Raw genomic sequence first — 14,504 nt, forward strand, 5'->3', positions numbered from 1 at the left:
GCCGGGGCGCCGCGCGGACGGGCGCGGCGCCCCCTCGCGGACGTGTCAGAACGCGCCCCGCACGAACCCGTCGACGAGGTTCGCGAAGGTCTCGGGGTGCTCGATCTGGCTCCAGTGCCCGCAGTTGGGCACGATGTGCAGCCGCGCGTTCGGGATGTGCCGCGACAGGTAGTGGCTCACCTCGGGCGGGACGATCCGGTCCTCGCGGGCCGCGACGACCAGCACGTCCTTGTCGATCTTCGCCAGTTCCTCCGGCCGCCAGCCGATCCGGCCGCCCGCGCTGAAGTCGAACGTGGCCAGGTGCGAGCGGCGCACGTCCTCGCGGAGCGCGCGCGGCATGCGTCCGGCGGCGATCTCCCTGATCCGGGGGCCGAACGCGGACGGGTCGTGCACGAACAGCGTGAGCAGTTCGGCCATCGCGTCCTCGGTCGGGTCGTCGTAGAAGCCGATCAGCTTCGCGAGGCCCGGCAGGGGCTTGAGGTCGGGCATGCCGCCGCTGCCCATGAGGATCACCTTCGCGACCCGCTCGGGCCGCTCGAGGGTCATCGCGAGGGACATCTGCCCGCCGTAGGAGTTGCCGACGAGGGTGACGCGGTCGATGCCGAGGGCGTCCAGCAGATTCCAGGTCGCGGCGACGCGCAGTTCGGTGAACGCGGCCATGCCGCGCGGCGGGGGTTCGGGTGGTCGGAGTCGCCGAAGCCGAGCGTGTCGGGCGCGATGCAGTGGTAGCGGTCGCCGAGGTCGCCGATCAGCCGCTCCCAGTTCGACAGGCCGCTGACGCCCGGTCCGGAGCCGTGCAGGAACAGCAGCGGCTCGGCGGACGGATCACCGGCGGTGCTGATCCGCAGCCGGTACTCGCCCGCCCGGACGTCGGTCGTGGTGATCTGCGCGGGCATCAGGCGGTCTCCTCCGGGGCGGGGGCGGGCTGGTTGAACAGGGCGAACGGGAGCTTCTCGCGGTGCTCGGTGCCGCGGTGGCCCCAGATCTTGGTGCTGGTGTAGGTCGCGGGCTCCCACAGCGCGTCGTCCACGACCACGCCGCCCTGCCCGTACTCCAGGTGGAAACCGGCGGGCGTGTAGAGGTAGAAGGACGTGGTGCGGTCGTTGGTGTGCCGCCCGAGGGTCAGGACGATGGGGACGTCGCGTTCCTCACAGCGGTCGTAGGCGATGCCGACGTCGTCCAGCGACTCGACCTCGACCATGAGGTGCTGGAAGCCGCTCATACCCGGGATCTCGGCGATCGCGAGCGAGTGGTGGCGGCCGTTGACGTGGTAGAACTGCGCGTTCAGCGGCGGATCGACGATGCGGTCCGACAGCCGGAACCCGAGCACCTTCGTGAAGAACGCGTTGGCCTCGGCGAGGTCGGGGACGACCAGCACCGCGTGCCCGAGCCCCTGCGGGCCGGTGACGAACCCGCCCGACATCGCCCGTCCCGGCCGGAATCCGCCCGGATGGCGGCGCTGCCCCCAGGACAGCTCGTGCCGGTTGCCGTACGGGTCGGTGAACGAGACGAGCCCGGCGACGCCGCGCTCGTCCGCCAACCCGGCGTCCTCCTGTTGGACGTCGATGCCGCGGTCGCGGAGGCGCGCGGCCAGTTCGTCCATCGCCTCGGGGGTGCGGACGCCCCAGCCGAGGTAGTCGTTGGCGTGCTCCTCGCCGGGATGGATCACGAGGCGGTGGTCGGCCTCGTCCACGCGCAGCCGTACCGCGCCGTCGTCACCGCGCCCGGCGACCTCCATCCCGAGGACCTCGGGGCCGAACGTGAGCCACTCCTCGTAGGCGGGCGAGGAGAAACCGATGTAGTCGAGCGACTGGATCACAGCTGGACCTCCGGCGGTGTGGCGCCCAGGACGCGGGCGGCGTAGGCGCGGGCGACGTTGTCGGTGGTGAGGAACGCGTGGCCGAGGGCGGCGACGATGTCCTGGAAGCGGCCGTGCAGGGGGTGGTCGAGGTAGGCGACGCGGCCGCTGGAGATCCGGTACAGGTCGGCGACGGCGTCCCCGGCCAGCTCGCAGCCGCGGTTGACGTCCCAGCGCAGCCGGGCCCGCTCCTCCTTCTCGACGTACCGTCCGGCCTCCCCCGCCTCGGTGATCGTCACGGCCGCGGTGCGCATCTTGGCGATGGCGGCGTCGAGGGTCCAGTAGGCGTCCGCGAGGTGCTTCTGGACGAGCGGGTCCGCGCCGACCTTCCCGCCCCAGTTCGCCCGCCGGTCGCGGGTGATCGCCGTCCACTCGTCCAGGAATCCCTGCGCCATGCCGAGGGTCGGCGCGACGAGGACGAGGTTGAACAGCGTCGCCCACGGCAGCTTGTACCGCGGGCCGGGGTTGCTCTCCTGGCCGGGTGCCAGGACGCCCGGCAGGTACTCGTAGCGGACGTGCGACAGGAACCGGCGCGCGGGGACGACGGCGTCCTCGACGACGATGTCCTTGCTGCCGGTGCCCTTGAGTCCGGAGGTGTGCCAGTTGTCGTCGATGCGGTACTCGTCGCGCAGCAGGATCAGCGACCCGTAGTCGGGGACGGCGGCCCCGTCCACCTCGACCTCTCCGGCGATCCCGCCGAGGATGACGCCGTGGCCGTGGTCGCAGCCGGACGAGAAGGACCACCGGCCGCTGACCCGGTACCCCCCGTCCACCGGGACGATCTTGCCGGTCGGCGCGTACGACGACGACAGCATGCGGGACGCGTCGGCGTCCCACAGCTCCTTCTGCGTCTCCTCCGGGAACAGCGCGCTCTGCCACGGGTGGGAGCCGACGACGCCCGCGACCCAGCCGGCCGACGGCGCGACCCGCGCCACCTCGAAGACGGCGTCCAGGAAGTCGGCGAGCGGCGCCTCGCCGCCGCCCCAGCGGGCCGGCTGCAGCGCCCGCAGGACGCCCGTCTCCAGCAGGAGACTCCAGGTGTCGGTGGTGAGCGAGCGGTCGCGGACGGCGACGCGTTCCTGCTCGGCCAGGTCGGCGGCGACCGCCCGCACCCGTTCAGCGATCGTCATGGACGACCCCCTGTCGTCTGTAGTGATCATTCTTCCCTGTAGTAAGCATTACAGGACTGTTAGCGGCAAGTTACGCCCCGCCGGGGTGTGATAGCAAGAGGTCCGTGGCCCCCAAAACCGACAGACGCACCCAGCACAGCGGCGAGACCCGCCGCCGGATCCTGCGCGCCGCCGCCGACATCGCCGCCGAGCGCGGCTACGACGGGACGAGCGTCGCCCTGGTCACGAAGCGCTCCGGGCTGCCCGCGAGCTCCGTCTACTGGCATTTCGGCAGCAAGGACGAGCTGCTCGCCGCCGTGATCGAGCACAGCTACGACGAGTGGCTGCCCGCCCGGCCGCGCTGGGCCCCGCCCGAGCCCGGCACGGATCGCATCGAGTACCTGCGCGGCTGGCTCCGCGAGGCCGGGCAGAGCTTCGCCGACCGCCCCGTGTTCATGCGGCTCGGGCTGATGCTCCTGCTGGAGCGCCGCGCCGAGGAGCCCGCCGCCCGCGCCCGGTTCCAGCAGATCCGCACGGAGATGCTCGCGGCGATGGGCGACTGGTGGGCCGCCGTGCTCCCGGAGGCCGTCCTCGAGCGGCGCCCCGACCTGCCCCGGCTGCTCGCGCAGCTCAACATGGCGGCGTCCGACGGTCTCTACGCGATGTCCGCCGGGGACCCGTCGATCGACATGAACGCCCTGCAGGACCTGCTCGCGACCGCCCTCGACTCCGTCGCCGACCGCGTCGCCCGCGAGGTCGCCCGCGAGGTCGCCGGGGACCTCGCCCGGGACGGGGGCCCCGAGACCGGCGACACCTGATTCATCGGGCCCCGGCCCGTCCCGTCCTGGCGCTAAGCTGCTGATTCAGCAGTCGGCCGTCCGGGGGGGCGCACAGGTGGGACTCGGCACGCGCCCGGACGGGCCGCTCCCACTGCGGATGCTGCCCTTCGCGGCCATGGCGGTCATCTCCGTCGTCGACTTCTCCGCCGGTCCCAGCGTCGGCTACCTGCCGCTGCTCGCCCTCGGCCCCGCGTTCGCCAGCCTCTTCGGCGGCGTGTGGCGCACCGTGTCGGTGGGTGCGCTCGCGATCGTCCTGTGCATGCTGCTCGGCGCCTTCAACGACGTCCTCGGGACCTTCCGGACGAACCTGACGTTCGTCTCCATCGGCGGCGTCACCGCGGCGGGGATGCTCGCCGCGCTCTACCGGCAGCGCCGCGAGCGCGAGCTCGCCGACGTGCGCAGCATCGCCGAGGTCGCCCAGCGGGTGCTGCTGCGCCCGGTGCCGCGGCGCGTCGGGCCGGTGCGCGCGACCGTCCGGTACATCTCCGCGGTCACCGGCGCCCGGATCGGCGGCGACCTGTACGAGGTGGTGCAGACGTCCCGGGGCGTGCGCGTCATCGTCGGCGATGTGCAGGGCAAGGGCCTCGACGCCGTCGAGACCGCCGCCGTCGTCCTCGGCGCGTTCCGCGAGGCCGCCTACGACGAACCGGACCTGCCCGGCGTCGCCGACCGCATCGAGCGCACCCTCTCCCGGCAGCTCGGCAGCGAGCAGTTCGTCACCGCCGTGCTCGCCGAGGTCGACGAGCGGGAGGGCGTCAGGCTGCTGAACCGCGGGCACCCGCCCCCGCTGCTGATCCGCTCCGACGAGTCCGTCAGCACCCTCGACCCGCCCGAGCCCGCACCGCCGCTCGGCCTCGCCGTCCTCGTCGACGATCCGGCCCCCACCGACCTCGTCGATCTGAAGCCCGGCGACCAGATGCTGCTCTACACCGACGGCGTCATCGAGGCCCGCGACGCGCACGGGACGTTCTACCCGCTCACCGAGCGCGCCGGCGTCCTGTCCGCGGACGATCCCGAGGACGCCATCGACGGGCTCCAGTCCGACCTGCTCGAGTACACCGGCACGCCCTTGGACGACGACGCCGCGATGCTCCTGCTGCGCCGCCGCATCTAGCGCGCGCCGGGAACGACCGGACGAGCGGCCCCGGCCGGGCGGGTCAGCCGTCGGCGACCCAGTCCATGTGTCCGAGCCAGTGCTCGAGCAGTGCCCGGTCCCCGAACACCTCCAGCGCGGGAGCCGCGTCCAGCGGGCGGCGCCTGCTGAGCACGAGCAGCAGGTCGGTGGCCGGGCCGCGTACCGCGACGTCCGCCTTGGTGTGCGTGCGTTCCAGGACGACCCTGTCCGGTTCCCGGCGGGCCACCCACTCTCCGGGCGCGTCGGTCGCGTGGAAGTGCAGGGTCTGGCCGTCGCCGCGCATCGCGTCGGCGAAGTCCGGCCTGTTCTCCCAGTAGCCCGCGGAGGTCATCGTGTCCAGCCAGTCCTCGACGGCCGCGACGGCGGCCTCCGGCTCCAGCTCGAACCGCGTGCCCAGCGCCGCGGCGGCGTCCGCGCGATGCACGCACACCTCGCCGAACAGCCGGCGCGACCAGAACGGCACGCCCGCGTCGGCGCCGGACGGATCCCACACCGGCGTGTCGTCGGCGACCGAGTCGAACGCCCGCTTCGCCTCGGCCGCGCCGCCGGTCAGCCAGGCGCCCCACCCGGCCGGATCGGCCGGAGCCGGAGCGTAGCCGGCGAACGCCCGGCTCGGCTCGGTCATCCGCTCACCCACGAGCATCGTCACCATGCGCTGTGTCGCGCCGACGTGGTCGACGAGATCTGCGAGCGTCCACTTCGGACATGTGGGCACCGGGGCCGCCGCGTCCCGGCCGTCCACCCAACCGGCGAACGTGCTCGTCTGCTCGACCACGGACTTCAAGTACGCGGACGCGTCCATCGCCGCACCTCCAGGTGCTCCGTCGATGCTTTGACTTCTAGATGATGCGTCATGCCACCGACATTCTGACGCGGCCGGCCCCTGCCGAGAGCCGGCACGTCCACATGACCACGTCCACATGACACGGCCGCGGGGGGCGATGTCGTTCGGCGCCGCACTAGGTCTCGATGACGAGCTTGCCGCGCGTGTGCCCCGCGCGGCTGGCGTCGAACGCCTCGCCGACCTGGTCGAGCTTGTACGCTCCGGCGACGTCCACGGTGAGCGCCTCGCGCTCGGCCATGTCCGCGAGCTCGGCGAGCTTCGCGCCGTCCGGCCGCACCCAGATCCAGTGCCCGCCGCGCTCCTCGACCGTGTTGTCGGCGACGGACGCGTGCCTCCCCCCGGAGGCCAGCACCGCCAGCGTCGCGTCCAGCTGCCCGCCCGCGAAGTCGGCGACCGCGGTCACCCCGCCCGGTGCGACGTCCCGCACCCGCTCGACCAGGCCGTCCCCGTAGGCCACGGGCTCGGCGCCCCGCTCCCGCAGGTGCGGGTGGTTGCGCTCGGACGCCGTACCGATCACGAACGCGCCCCGCGACCGGGCGATCTGCACGGCGAGGTCCCCCACCCCGCCGGACGCGCCGTGGATCAGCAGTGTGTCGCGGGGGCCGACGCCGAGCCGGTCCAGGGTGCGCTGCGCGGTCATCCCGGCCAGCGGCAGCCCGCCGGCCTGCCGCCAGTCCAGCGTCGTCGGCTTGCGGGCCACCGACCACGCCGACACCGCGACGTACTCGGCGAACGTCCCCGCCCGGACCACGTCCTTGCGCGCGTACGACATCACCTCGTCGCCGATCGTGAACTCGGGGGTGTCCGGCCCGACCGCCCGCACGACCCCGGCGACGTCCCAGCCGGGGATCACGGGGAACAGCGCCTCCATCATCCCGTCCAGGCCGCCCGCCATGAGCTTCCAGTCGACCGGGTTCACCCCGGCCGCCCACACCTCGATGAGGACCTGGCCGGGCCCCACTCGCGGGTCCGGGACGTCCCCGACCTTCAACCGGGAGTTGTCCGTGGCATAAGCCGCATATGTAACAGCGCGCATGACTCCACCCATAACCAGCAGGAACGGAACTAATCACCGGTGGGCGCGGGACCACAGCGCAGGCCAGCCGCCGTGCGCCGGCCAGGACGCCGGTACGCGCAGGCCGTGCTCGGCGACCTCCTCCCAGAACACGCCGGTGTCGGCGCCCAGCTCCCGCGCGGCAGGGAGGGCGCGCCGCCACGGGCCGTCCTCGTCGGCCAGGGTGGTGGCCGGGAAGCCGGGGACGGTCGCGCGGCGCGGCGCCGTGACCGGGACCAGCGGCACCCCGGGCCGCTCGCAGGTGGTGTGGACGGTCAGCGCGCACAGCAGCGGCTCGGTGGTGCGCCGCCGGACGGCGCGGGCGAGCGCCGGATCGTCCCGGACGGCCAGCAGCCCGAGCGCACGGCGGACGCGACGGGCGGCGAGGTCCAACGCGTAGGCGTCCGCGATCCCCGGCAGCCGGACGAGGCGGCGCAGCGACTTCGGAAGCGGCGGTTCCCCGCACAGCAGCGGGAGCCGGTCGAACCGGTCCCGGACGGCGGGGTCCAGCGCCTCGACCGCGTCCCGCAGCGGACGGTGGCCCGTCGCGTCCCACAGCCCCACCAGGTCGGCGGCGCGCTCGTCCAGCGTGCGCGCGCACTCGCGGGCGAGCCGGTCGAGGCTCGACCGGCGGAGCCGCCACGCGGTGGTGTCCGGCGCGGCGTCCGGGCCGGTCCCGGCGACGGCGGCGAGCACGTCGAGCGCCGCGCCGTCCGTCCGGACCAGCTCCCGGAGGGCCGGACCGGCCTCGCCGAGCAGGCGCTCCCCCGCGCGCCGCCGGACGGGCCGGGCGGGCGGCGCGGGCGGGACGCCGCCGTCCGGCGGGGCGTCGGGAACCCTGGGCGGGGGGCCGGGGATCGCGGCGACCCAGTCGTGGAACGCCTCCTCCAGGGCCGGGGGCGCCACGTGGTTGAACCGTCCCGCGAAGTCGGTGACGTGCCAGCCGCGGGCGGCGGGCTTGAGCGGCGCGAGTTCCGCGTTGGCCACGAGCCGCCCGCCCGGTCCGTACAGGCCCGCGAGGACGGCCCGGCCCGCCCTGGCCGCCTCGACATAGTCCTCGTCCGCGATGCAGTTGCCCATGTAGGCGGACCATCCGGCCAGGTCGCGCGCCGTGCTCGCCATCTGGACGCGGTGGCCGTGCACCTCGGCCCCGTCCCGCGAGGCGAGCGGCGCGGGCACGCGGAACTCGCCGGTGAGGGCCTCGCTCACGGCCGTCCCCGCCAGCAGCGCGTCCACGAGGCCCGGCCACGTCCGGGCGCCCCGGGGCGGGACCCCGCCGAACGCGACGAGCTGCGCGGTGCCCGCCACCGCCTGCGGGAGCGAGGCGTATCCGGGCCCCGGCTGCGGCGCGGGCTCGACGTCGTGCGCGTACCAGGGCTCACCGGTGCCCGGCAGGGCCTGCGCCCGCTCGTGGCCGTGCACCCGCGCGAGCGCGTCGATCAGCTCCACGTACCAGAGGAAGTCCCCGACCACCTCGACGTCGGCCGCGTCGAACTCCGCGACCCTGCCGGACAGCGGCTCCTTGTCGAGCATCCGCGCGGCCCAGGCCCCGATGCCGTCCCACTCCTCCGGCGGGCGCGCGGCGGTGTACCCGGCGCGCTCCCTCCAGTCGCAGAGCGGAAGGTCCGCCCACGCGCGCAGCGCGCTCTCGGGCACGCGCGTGTCGAGCTGGTCGAGGGTGCGCACGATGTCCCGGACGATCACCAAGGCGAAGTCGCGGGCGCGGGCGAGGCGCTGGCGGACGTACCCGGCGAGCCGGCCGTCCGCGGGCTTTCCCACCTGGCCGTGCAGGTCCCGGACGTAGGCGCCGGGGCGGGCCGGTAGTCCCGTGAGCCCCGGCACCCTGCGCACGTTGTTCACCGTCACGTCGCCGCCCGACTCGTGCATCACCGCGTCCAGGAGCGGCGCCGACCGCGCCAGCCCCTCCCCGACACCGTGATCGGCGACCTCGACGGCGGTGCGCAGCAGCGCCGTCGCGGCGAACGCGTCGTGGAGCAGGCCGCACAGCACGATGTGCCAGTAGGAGTCGGGCGGCACCCAGCGCGCGATCTCCGCCGTGGACGCGTCCGTGCCCAGGTCGCTCCGCAGCCATCGCAGGACCTGCTCGTCCTCGAAGTGGCGGCGGCGCGCGTGCAGGTCCTCGACCCGGTCCCGGCGGGACTGCGTCGCCCGCCGCCGCGCCCGGTGCGCCTCCTCGGCCCGCCGGTCGACCAACCGGCCCCACAGGTCCAGGACGACGTCCAGCCTGCGGGGGCCCGGCAGCGGCTCCAGCACGCGCCGCAGGTCGGCGCCCAGCGCCGAGGGCGAGCCGCCGGGGATCAGCCGCTCCGGCGCGTCCAAGTCCAGCACCCGCTCGAGCTGCTCCGGGCCCAGGACGTCGCTGGCCGCCGACGCCAGGTGCAGCGCGTCCCAGCGGCCCTCTTCCGCGGCCCGCGCCGCCGCCGCGCCGACCCGCCTGGTCACCGCCGGGCCGAACAGGGCGACCATGGCCCCGGCACGGTCGCCGAGCCGGCCCGCGTCCCGCACGCCGACGGCCCGGAGCGCGGCCAGGACGGCGTCCCGCCGGTCGCCGCGCGCACCGGCCAGGCGGCCGGACCGGAACCCCGCCCCGAGATCGACGCCCGCCCCGGCCGCGGCGTCGCCGCCGTCCGCCACCAGCAGCCGCAGCGCCGCGACGGCACGCGCCACCGCGTCGTCCGGCGCGCCGTCCGGTCCGAGCGCGACGGGGGCGCCGGGCCGCACGTCCGCCTCGTCCACCCGCGCGGGACCGGACGGCCCGGGAATCCACGCGCACCGCCCCGCGGCCACCACGCCGCCCGCCAACCGGATGTTCATCCCGGCAATCATCACTCGGTCGCGGCGACCGCCCAAACGGTTTTCCGCTCGGCCCTCACTCCGAATTCGTCGCCAGGAACCGCTCCGACAGGGCCATCCATCCCGCGAACGCGAGATAACCCGTCTCGAATGCGACGAGATCGCGGTCCCAGCGGACCTCCGCCTTCCCCTTGCGCGCCAACCGCAGCAGCACGACGCCGCCGACCAGATTGAGTCCCGCCCAGACACCGTTCGTCACGGGTCCCGATTCCCGTCCGGCCAGCGGCGTCAGGTGCCGGCGACCGCTGACCGCACTGGCGAAATGCGGAGCGCTGTTGGCGACGAGAATCCCGGCGACGAACGACTGCACGCGCGATGATTTCATCCCGCGATGCTATTGGAGCGCGCACGGCATCCTGCGGCTCCGCACGACCGGGACGGGCGACCTGCACGTATTCGAGCGGCGAGCCCGTTCACGCCGCACGATCGACGCTCCTCCGCCCGCCCGATGCGCATGCCCGTCCGTCCGCCATGACGGCCACCCGGATATCCCACACCCACACCCCATGACCGATAATGACGGTAAGGTCACAGACGGTGACTTCGGGTCGACCGGCGGGCGGGAGCGAACCGATGGCAGGCGACCGAGCGGCGGGCCGCTCCGGTTTCCTCGGCGGTTCGAGGTTCTCGAAGACCCCGCCGCCGTCCGGCCCGGCCTCCCGGCCGGGATCGAGCGGCCGCTGCTGTCGCTCGTCGACGGCGACCGCCGCCCGGCGGACGTCGAACCCGTCAACGACGAGCGCGCGCCGCTCTGAACGAGGTGTCCCATGCCCACCGCACGCATCACCGAGGTCTCTTTCACCGCACCGCCCGCGGTGAAGATGGACGAGTTCGCGGCCCTGTTCGCGGACGATCCGGGCGGCGACGAAGTCGCCCGGGTCGTCCGGAACTCGGCGATCGACACCAAGGGGATGGCGGTCGACCCGCTGGTGGAGGACCCGCGCCGGTGGGGCACCCGCGCCCGCATGGAGCGCGGCCTCGTGGAGGCGCGGGCGCTGGGCGGGGAGGCGATCGCCTCCGCGCTCGACCGCGCCGGTCTGGCATCACGCGAGGTGGGGCTGCTCGCCACGTCCACCACCACGACGCACTCCGCCCCCGGTCTCGACGGCCTGCTGCGCGAGCTCGGCCTGGCCCGCGACGCCCAGGCCCTGTCCCTCGGCCCCATGGGCTGCTACGCGGCGCTCCCGTCCGTGGCCGCGTGCCGCGACTGGGTGGAGGTGCACGGGAGACCGGCCGTCCTGCTTCTGACGGACCTCTTCTCCCCGCATCTGCAACCGCCCCCGTACGACCGGGAGCAGGCGGTCGTGCTCACCCTGTTCGGCGACGGCGCGGCCGCCGTGGTGCTCCAGCCCGGCGAGGCGGGCCTGCCCGGCCTGGACGTCGTCGACACCGAGACGCTCACCGCCGCCGAGCACGCGAGCGACCTGCAGGTCCACGTGGGGGACCACGGGTTGAGCATCCGGCTGGCGCCGACCATGCCGGACGTGGTCGCCGCCGCCGTCCCCGGCCCCGTGGACGCCCTCCTCGCCCGCAACGGCCTGCGGCGGGAGGACATCGCGTGGTGGGCGCTCCATCCGGGCGGCCGCCGCATCATCGACCGCGTGGAAGAGGTGCTGGACCTCCCCGCCCGCTCGGTCGCGGAGTCCCGCGCCGTGATGCGCGCCCACGGCAACACCGCCGGGCCCGCGGTCATGGCGGTGCTCGAACGCCTGTGGCGGGCGGCGCCGCCGGGGCGCGGCGAGCACGCCGTGGCCATCGCCTGCGGCCCCGGCGCCACCCTGTGGGCCGCGCTCCTGCGCGGCCCGGAAGGAAGCTCGTCTTGATCCAGATCATCGGCGCCGGCTGCGGGCGCACCGGCACCCTCTCCCTCAAGGCCGCCCTCGAACGGCTCGGGTTCGGTCCGTGCCACCACATGCTGGGCATGCTCGACAGACCCGCCGAGATCGACGGCTGGCACCGTGCGGCGGTCACCGGCGTCACGAACTGGGACGAGCTGTACCGCGGCTACCGGGCCACCGTCGACTGGCCGGGGGCACGGTACTGGCGCGAACTGGCCGTCCGCTTCCCCGCGGCCAAGGTGATCCTCACCGAGCGCGACCCCGCGCGCTGGTACGAGAGCGCGCTCGGCAGCATCTACCGCGCCGCGATGGCCCCCGACGACGGCTCCGACCCGCTCCTCGCCCGGATGCGGCGGATGTCGCGGGCCGTCGTCTGGGACGGCGTCTTCGGCGGCCGCTTCGAGGACGCCGATCACGCGATGCGGACGTTCGCCGACCACAACCGGGCCGTCCGCCGCGAGATCCCGGCCGACCGCCTGCTCGTCTTCGAGGTCGCCCGCGGATGGGAGCCCCTGTGCGACTTCCTGGGCGTGCCCGTCCCGTCCGAGCCGTTCCCCCATGAGAACGACCGGGCCGGGTTCGCCGCCAGGCTCGCGGGCCGGACCGATCCGCGAGAGGGCGGCTGACGTCCTCACTCCCTCGGTCGAATTCTTTAGCGAACCGGCCGTAGCGCGCGAAAAATGAACGTAGATCAAACGTACGGTCCGCTCCATTCTTCCGGTCGGGACGGTGCCACGCCCGCGCATTTCTCCATGCCCCCGGCCGTGCGACTCGAAGGGCAGTGGCGAGGGCCGCCCACCCGGCCCGTCCAGAGGATCACCACGTGCCGACCGGCCGGCCGGAACCTGCTGTGGCCTGCTCGCACGCCCGCGACCGAACCCGGCGCGCCGTGCAACGTTCTCCATCAACAGCGGGCAACAATCCGATATCGACCTACCGTCTCCGGGTATCCGCCCGCACCATCCGCCGGCCGCGCCCACCTGTAGCTTCAGCCAAAGAATTCCGCCCGGGACGGCCCCGGCGACCCTGGTTCGCGCAGCTCAGAGGCAGGTTTCTCATAACGTGATCTAACTCGGGGACTGTCGATGTGACATACGGGGTAGTTCCCGGCAAACCACCGGTGCCATCATCATGCACTGCCCAATAACCCCGGAGGAAAGGTCCACCCATGGCGGAAACCGCGAACGGCGGTACCGAATCCCGAGGCGATCCGAACGGCGCCGTCCCCCCTCGGGGCGGGCCACTCGCCGGGGTGGTCCGCAAGCTCGGCCTGCAGACCGACCCCTACATCTTCTTCATCTCGGCCGGGCTGATGGTCCTGTTCCTGGTCATGGTGCTGCTGTTGCCCAGCCAGACCAACGACGTCTTCACCTCGGGGCGGGACTGGATCGTCACCAACCTCGGCTGGTTCTTCATCCTCGGCGTGACCGCCTGGTTGATCTTCCTGGCCTGGGTCGCGCTCAGCCGCTACGGCAACCTCCGGCTCGGCGGTGACGACAGCCGACCCGCGTACGGGAACCTGTCGTGGTTCGCGATGCTCTTCGCCGGCGGTATCGGCACCGTCCTGATGTTCTGGGGCGTCGCCGAGCCGATCTCGCACTTCGCCAATCCGCCGATGGCCGACGTGCAGCCGCACTCGGTCGAGGCGTCCAAAGAGGCGATGAACTTCTCGCTCTACCACCTGAGCCTGCACACCTGGACGATCTTCACCCTGCCCGGGCTCGCGTTCGGATTCTTCATCTACCGGTACAACCTGCCGCTGCGGGTCAGCTCGGTGTTCTACCCGTTCCTGAAGGAGCGGATCCACGGGCCCATCGGCCGGGCGATCGACATCTTCGCCGTCCTCGGCACCCTGTTCGGGCTGGCGGTCTCGCTGGGCCTCGGCACCTCGCAGATCGCGGCGGGCCTGGAGGTGCTCACGCCCCTCGAGAACGGCGTCGGAACCCGGGTGCTGGTCATCACGGTGCTCACCGTCGTCGCCGTGGGCTCCATCGTGGTCGGCCTGGACAAGGGCGTGAAGCGCCTGTCGAACCTCAACATCCTCATGGCCGTCGGCCTCATGCTGTTCGTGCTCTTCTTCGGCGAGACGGTGTTCCTGTTCCGGCAGATCTTCGAGAGCACCGGCCGGTATCTGGAGAGCATCGTCGGGCTGTCGCTGTGGAACGATTCGATGGCCGGCTACACCAAGGACGGCGGCTGGGGCTGGCAGGGCGGCTGGACCGTCTTCTACTGGGCCTGGACCGTCACCTGGGCGCCGTTCATGGGCGTGTTCCTGGCGCGCATCTCCAAGGGCCGCACCATCCGCCAGTTCGTCGGGGGCGTCCTGCTCGCCCCGTCGATCTTCACCGTGGTGTGGTTCGCCATCTTCGGCTGGTCGGCCATGCGGCTCGACGGCATCGGCGGCACCGGCGGCGACCTGACCAGGGAGGTCGTCGATGAGGGGCAGGTCCCCCTGGCGATGTTCGAGTTCTTCTCGAACTTCCCGGCGGAGACCCTGATCCAGGGCATCGCGGTCGTGGTCGTGGCGCTGTTCTTCGCGACGTCCTCCGACTCCGCGTCGCTGGTCGTGGACATGCTGTGCTCCGGTGATGAGAGCGGCGGCCCGGTCCGCCAGCGGGTGTTCTGGGGCGTCGCCGAGGGCTCTCTCGCCGCCTCGCTGATCGTGCTCGGCGGAGACCAGGCGCTGGAGGCCCTGCAACAGGTCATCACGGTCGTCGGGCTGCCGATCTTCATCCTGGCGTGCCTCATGGTGTTCTGCCTCATCAAGGGGCTGAGAGAGGAGTCGCACACGCTGTACGCCGCGCAGTTCAGGGAGATGGAACGGCACGCGCGGAAGGCGGAGCGGGATCCGGAGCCGCCCCCCGAGGAGGTCGTCGGCGGCGCCGTGCAGAAGAGCTGACCGCCGGCCCGGGGCCGGTCGCGCGACGCCCGTCGCGCGACCGGCCCCGCCGCG

General features: G+C 73.4%; 14 protein-coding genes. 6 read left to right on the plus strand and 8 right to left on the minus strand.

The genetic code is table 11. The features are described from left to right. Positions 1–45: 45 nt before the first annotated feature. From F7P10_RS01850 to F7P10_RS01860, 4 genes are read right to left on the minus strand one after another with little or no spacing between them, the layout of a single operon-like run. Positions 46–660 carry an alpha/beta fold hydrolase gene (locus F7P10_RS01850; RefSeq protein WP_218040327.1) on the minus strand — a complete coding sequence of 205 codons (615 nt, stop codon included), beginning with the start codon at positions 658–660 and terminating at the stop codon, positions 46–48. Beyond that, entirely contained in the window at positions 543–896 is a 354-nt protein-coding gene (locus F7P10_RS43010; RefSeq protein WP_218040328.1) for an alpha/beta fold hydrolase, read from the minus strand. Before F7P10_RS43010 ends, F7P10_RS01850 begins: the two co-directional genes overlap by 118 nt. Then, positions 896–1,819 (minus strand): VOC family protein, encoded by a 924-nt coding sequence (locus tag F7P10_RS01855; protein WP_218040329.1) that lies wholly within the window; start codon positions 1,817–1,819, stop codon positions 896–898. Before F7P10_RS01855 ends, F7P10_RS43010 begins: the two co-directional genes overlap by 1 nt. Further along, positions 1,816–2,988 (minus strand): acyl-CoA dehydrogenase, encoded by a 1,173-nt coding sequence (locus F7P10_RS01860; protein WP_151007776.1) that lies wholly within the window; start codon positions 2,986–2,988, stop codon positions 1,816–1,818. The genes F7P10_RS01855 and F7P10_RS01860 overlap by 4 nt, the downstream gene beginning before the upstream one ends. Positions 2,989–3,092: 104 nt before the next feature. On the opposite strand from F7P10_RS01860, the gene F7P10_RS01865 reads away from it, so the two are divergent. Continuing rightward, entirely contained in the window at positions 3,093–3,785 is a 693-nt protein-coding gene (locus F7P10_RS01865; RefSeq protein ID WP_176611265.1) for a TetR/AcrR family transcriptional regulator, read from the plus strand. 76 nt (positions 3,786–3,861) lie between these two features. Further along, positions 3,862–4,920: a PP2C family protein-serine/threonine phosphatase gene (locus F7P10_RS01870; protein ID WP_254716357.1), complete on the plus strand. Its 1,059-nt coding sequence runs from the start codon at positions 3,862–3,864 to the stop codon at positions 4,918–4,920. A 43-nt stretch (positions 4,921–4,963) separates the two neighbouring features. Here the strand turns inward: F7P10_RS01870 and F7P10_RS01875 are convergent, their stop codons facing one another. The 4 genes from F7P10_RS01875 to F7P10_RS01890 all read right to left on the minus strand — a co-directional run bounded on the left by F7P10_RS01875 (position 4,964) and on the right by F7P10_RS01890 (position 10,038). Continuing rightward, positions 4,964–5,743: a maleylpyruvate isomerase family mycothiol-dependent enzyme gene (locus F7P10_RS01875; RefSeq protein WP_176611266.1), complete on the minus strand. Its 780-nt coding sequence runs from the start codon at positions 5,741–5,743 to the stop codon at positions 4,964–4,966. 157 nt (positions 5,744–5,900) lie between these two features. After that, a complete protein-coding gene (locus F7P10_RS01880; protein WP_254716358.1) occupies positions 5,901–6,776 on the minus strand; it encodes an NADP-dependent oxidoreductase in 876 nt (291 codons plus the stop codon). Positions 6,777–6,854: 78 nt separating this feature from the next. Further along, entirely contained in the window at positions 6,855–9,674 is a 2,820-nt protein-coding gene (locus F7P10_RS01885) for a hypothetical protein (protein WP_151007780.1), read from the minus strand. Between the two features lie 55 nt (positions 9,675–9,729). Then, on the minus strand, positions 9,730–10,038 hold the full coding sequence (locus F7P10_RS01890) for a hypothetical protein (RefSeq protein ID WP_151007781.1): 309 nt from the start codon (positions 10,036–10,038) through the stop codon (positions 9,730–9,732). Between the two features lie 181 nt (positions 10,039–10,219). On the opposite strand from F7P10_RS01890, the gene F7P10_RS01895 reads away from it, so the two are divergent. The 4 genes from F7P10_RS01895 to F7P10_RS01910 all read left to right on the plus strand — a co-directional run bounded on the left by F7P10_RS01895 (position 10,220) and on the right by F7P10_RS01910 (position 14,450). Beyond that, positions 10,220–10,468, plus strand: a complete 249-nt coding sequence (locus F7P10_RS01895) for a hypothetical protein (RefSeq protein ID WP_151007782.1) — start codon at positions 10,220–10,222, stop codon at positions 10,466–10,468. A 12-nt stretch (positions 10,469–10,480) separates the two neighbouring features. Further along, positions 10,481–11,536: a type III polyketide synthase gene (locus F7P10_RS01900; protein WP_151007783.1), complete on the plus strand. Its 1,056-nt coding sequence runs from the start codon at positions 10,481–10,483 to the stop codon at positions 11,534–11,536. Then, positions 11,533–12,177: a sulfotransferase family protein gene (locus F7P10_RS01905; protein ID WP_151007784.1), complete on the plus strand. Its 645-nt coding sequence runs from the start codon at positions 11,533–11,535 to the stop codon at positions 12,175–12,177. Before F7P10_RS01900 ends, F7P10_RS01905 begins: the two co-directional genes overlap by 4 nt. Before the next feature lie 542 nt (positions 12,178–12,719). After that, positions 12,720–14,450, plus strand: coding sequence for a BCCT family transporter (locus F7P10_RS01910; RefSeq protein ID WP_151007785.1), 1,731 nt, complete (start codon positions 12,720–12,722; stop codon positions 14,448–14,450). Positions 14,451–14,504 lie beyond the last annotated feature (54 nt).

The organism is Actinomadura sp. WMMB 499 (genome assembly GCF_008824145.1).
Lineage (GTDB): Bacteria > Actinomycetota > Actinomycetes > Streptosporangiales > Streptosporangiaceae > Spirillospora.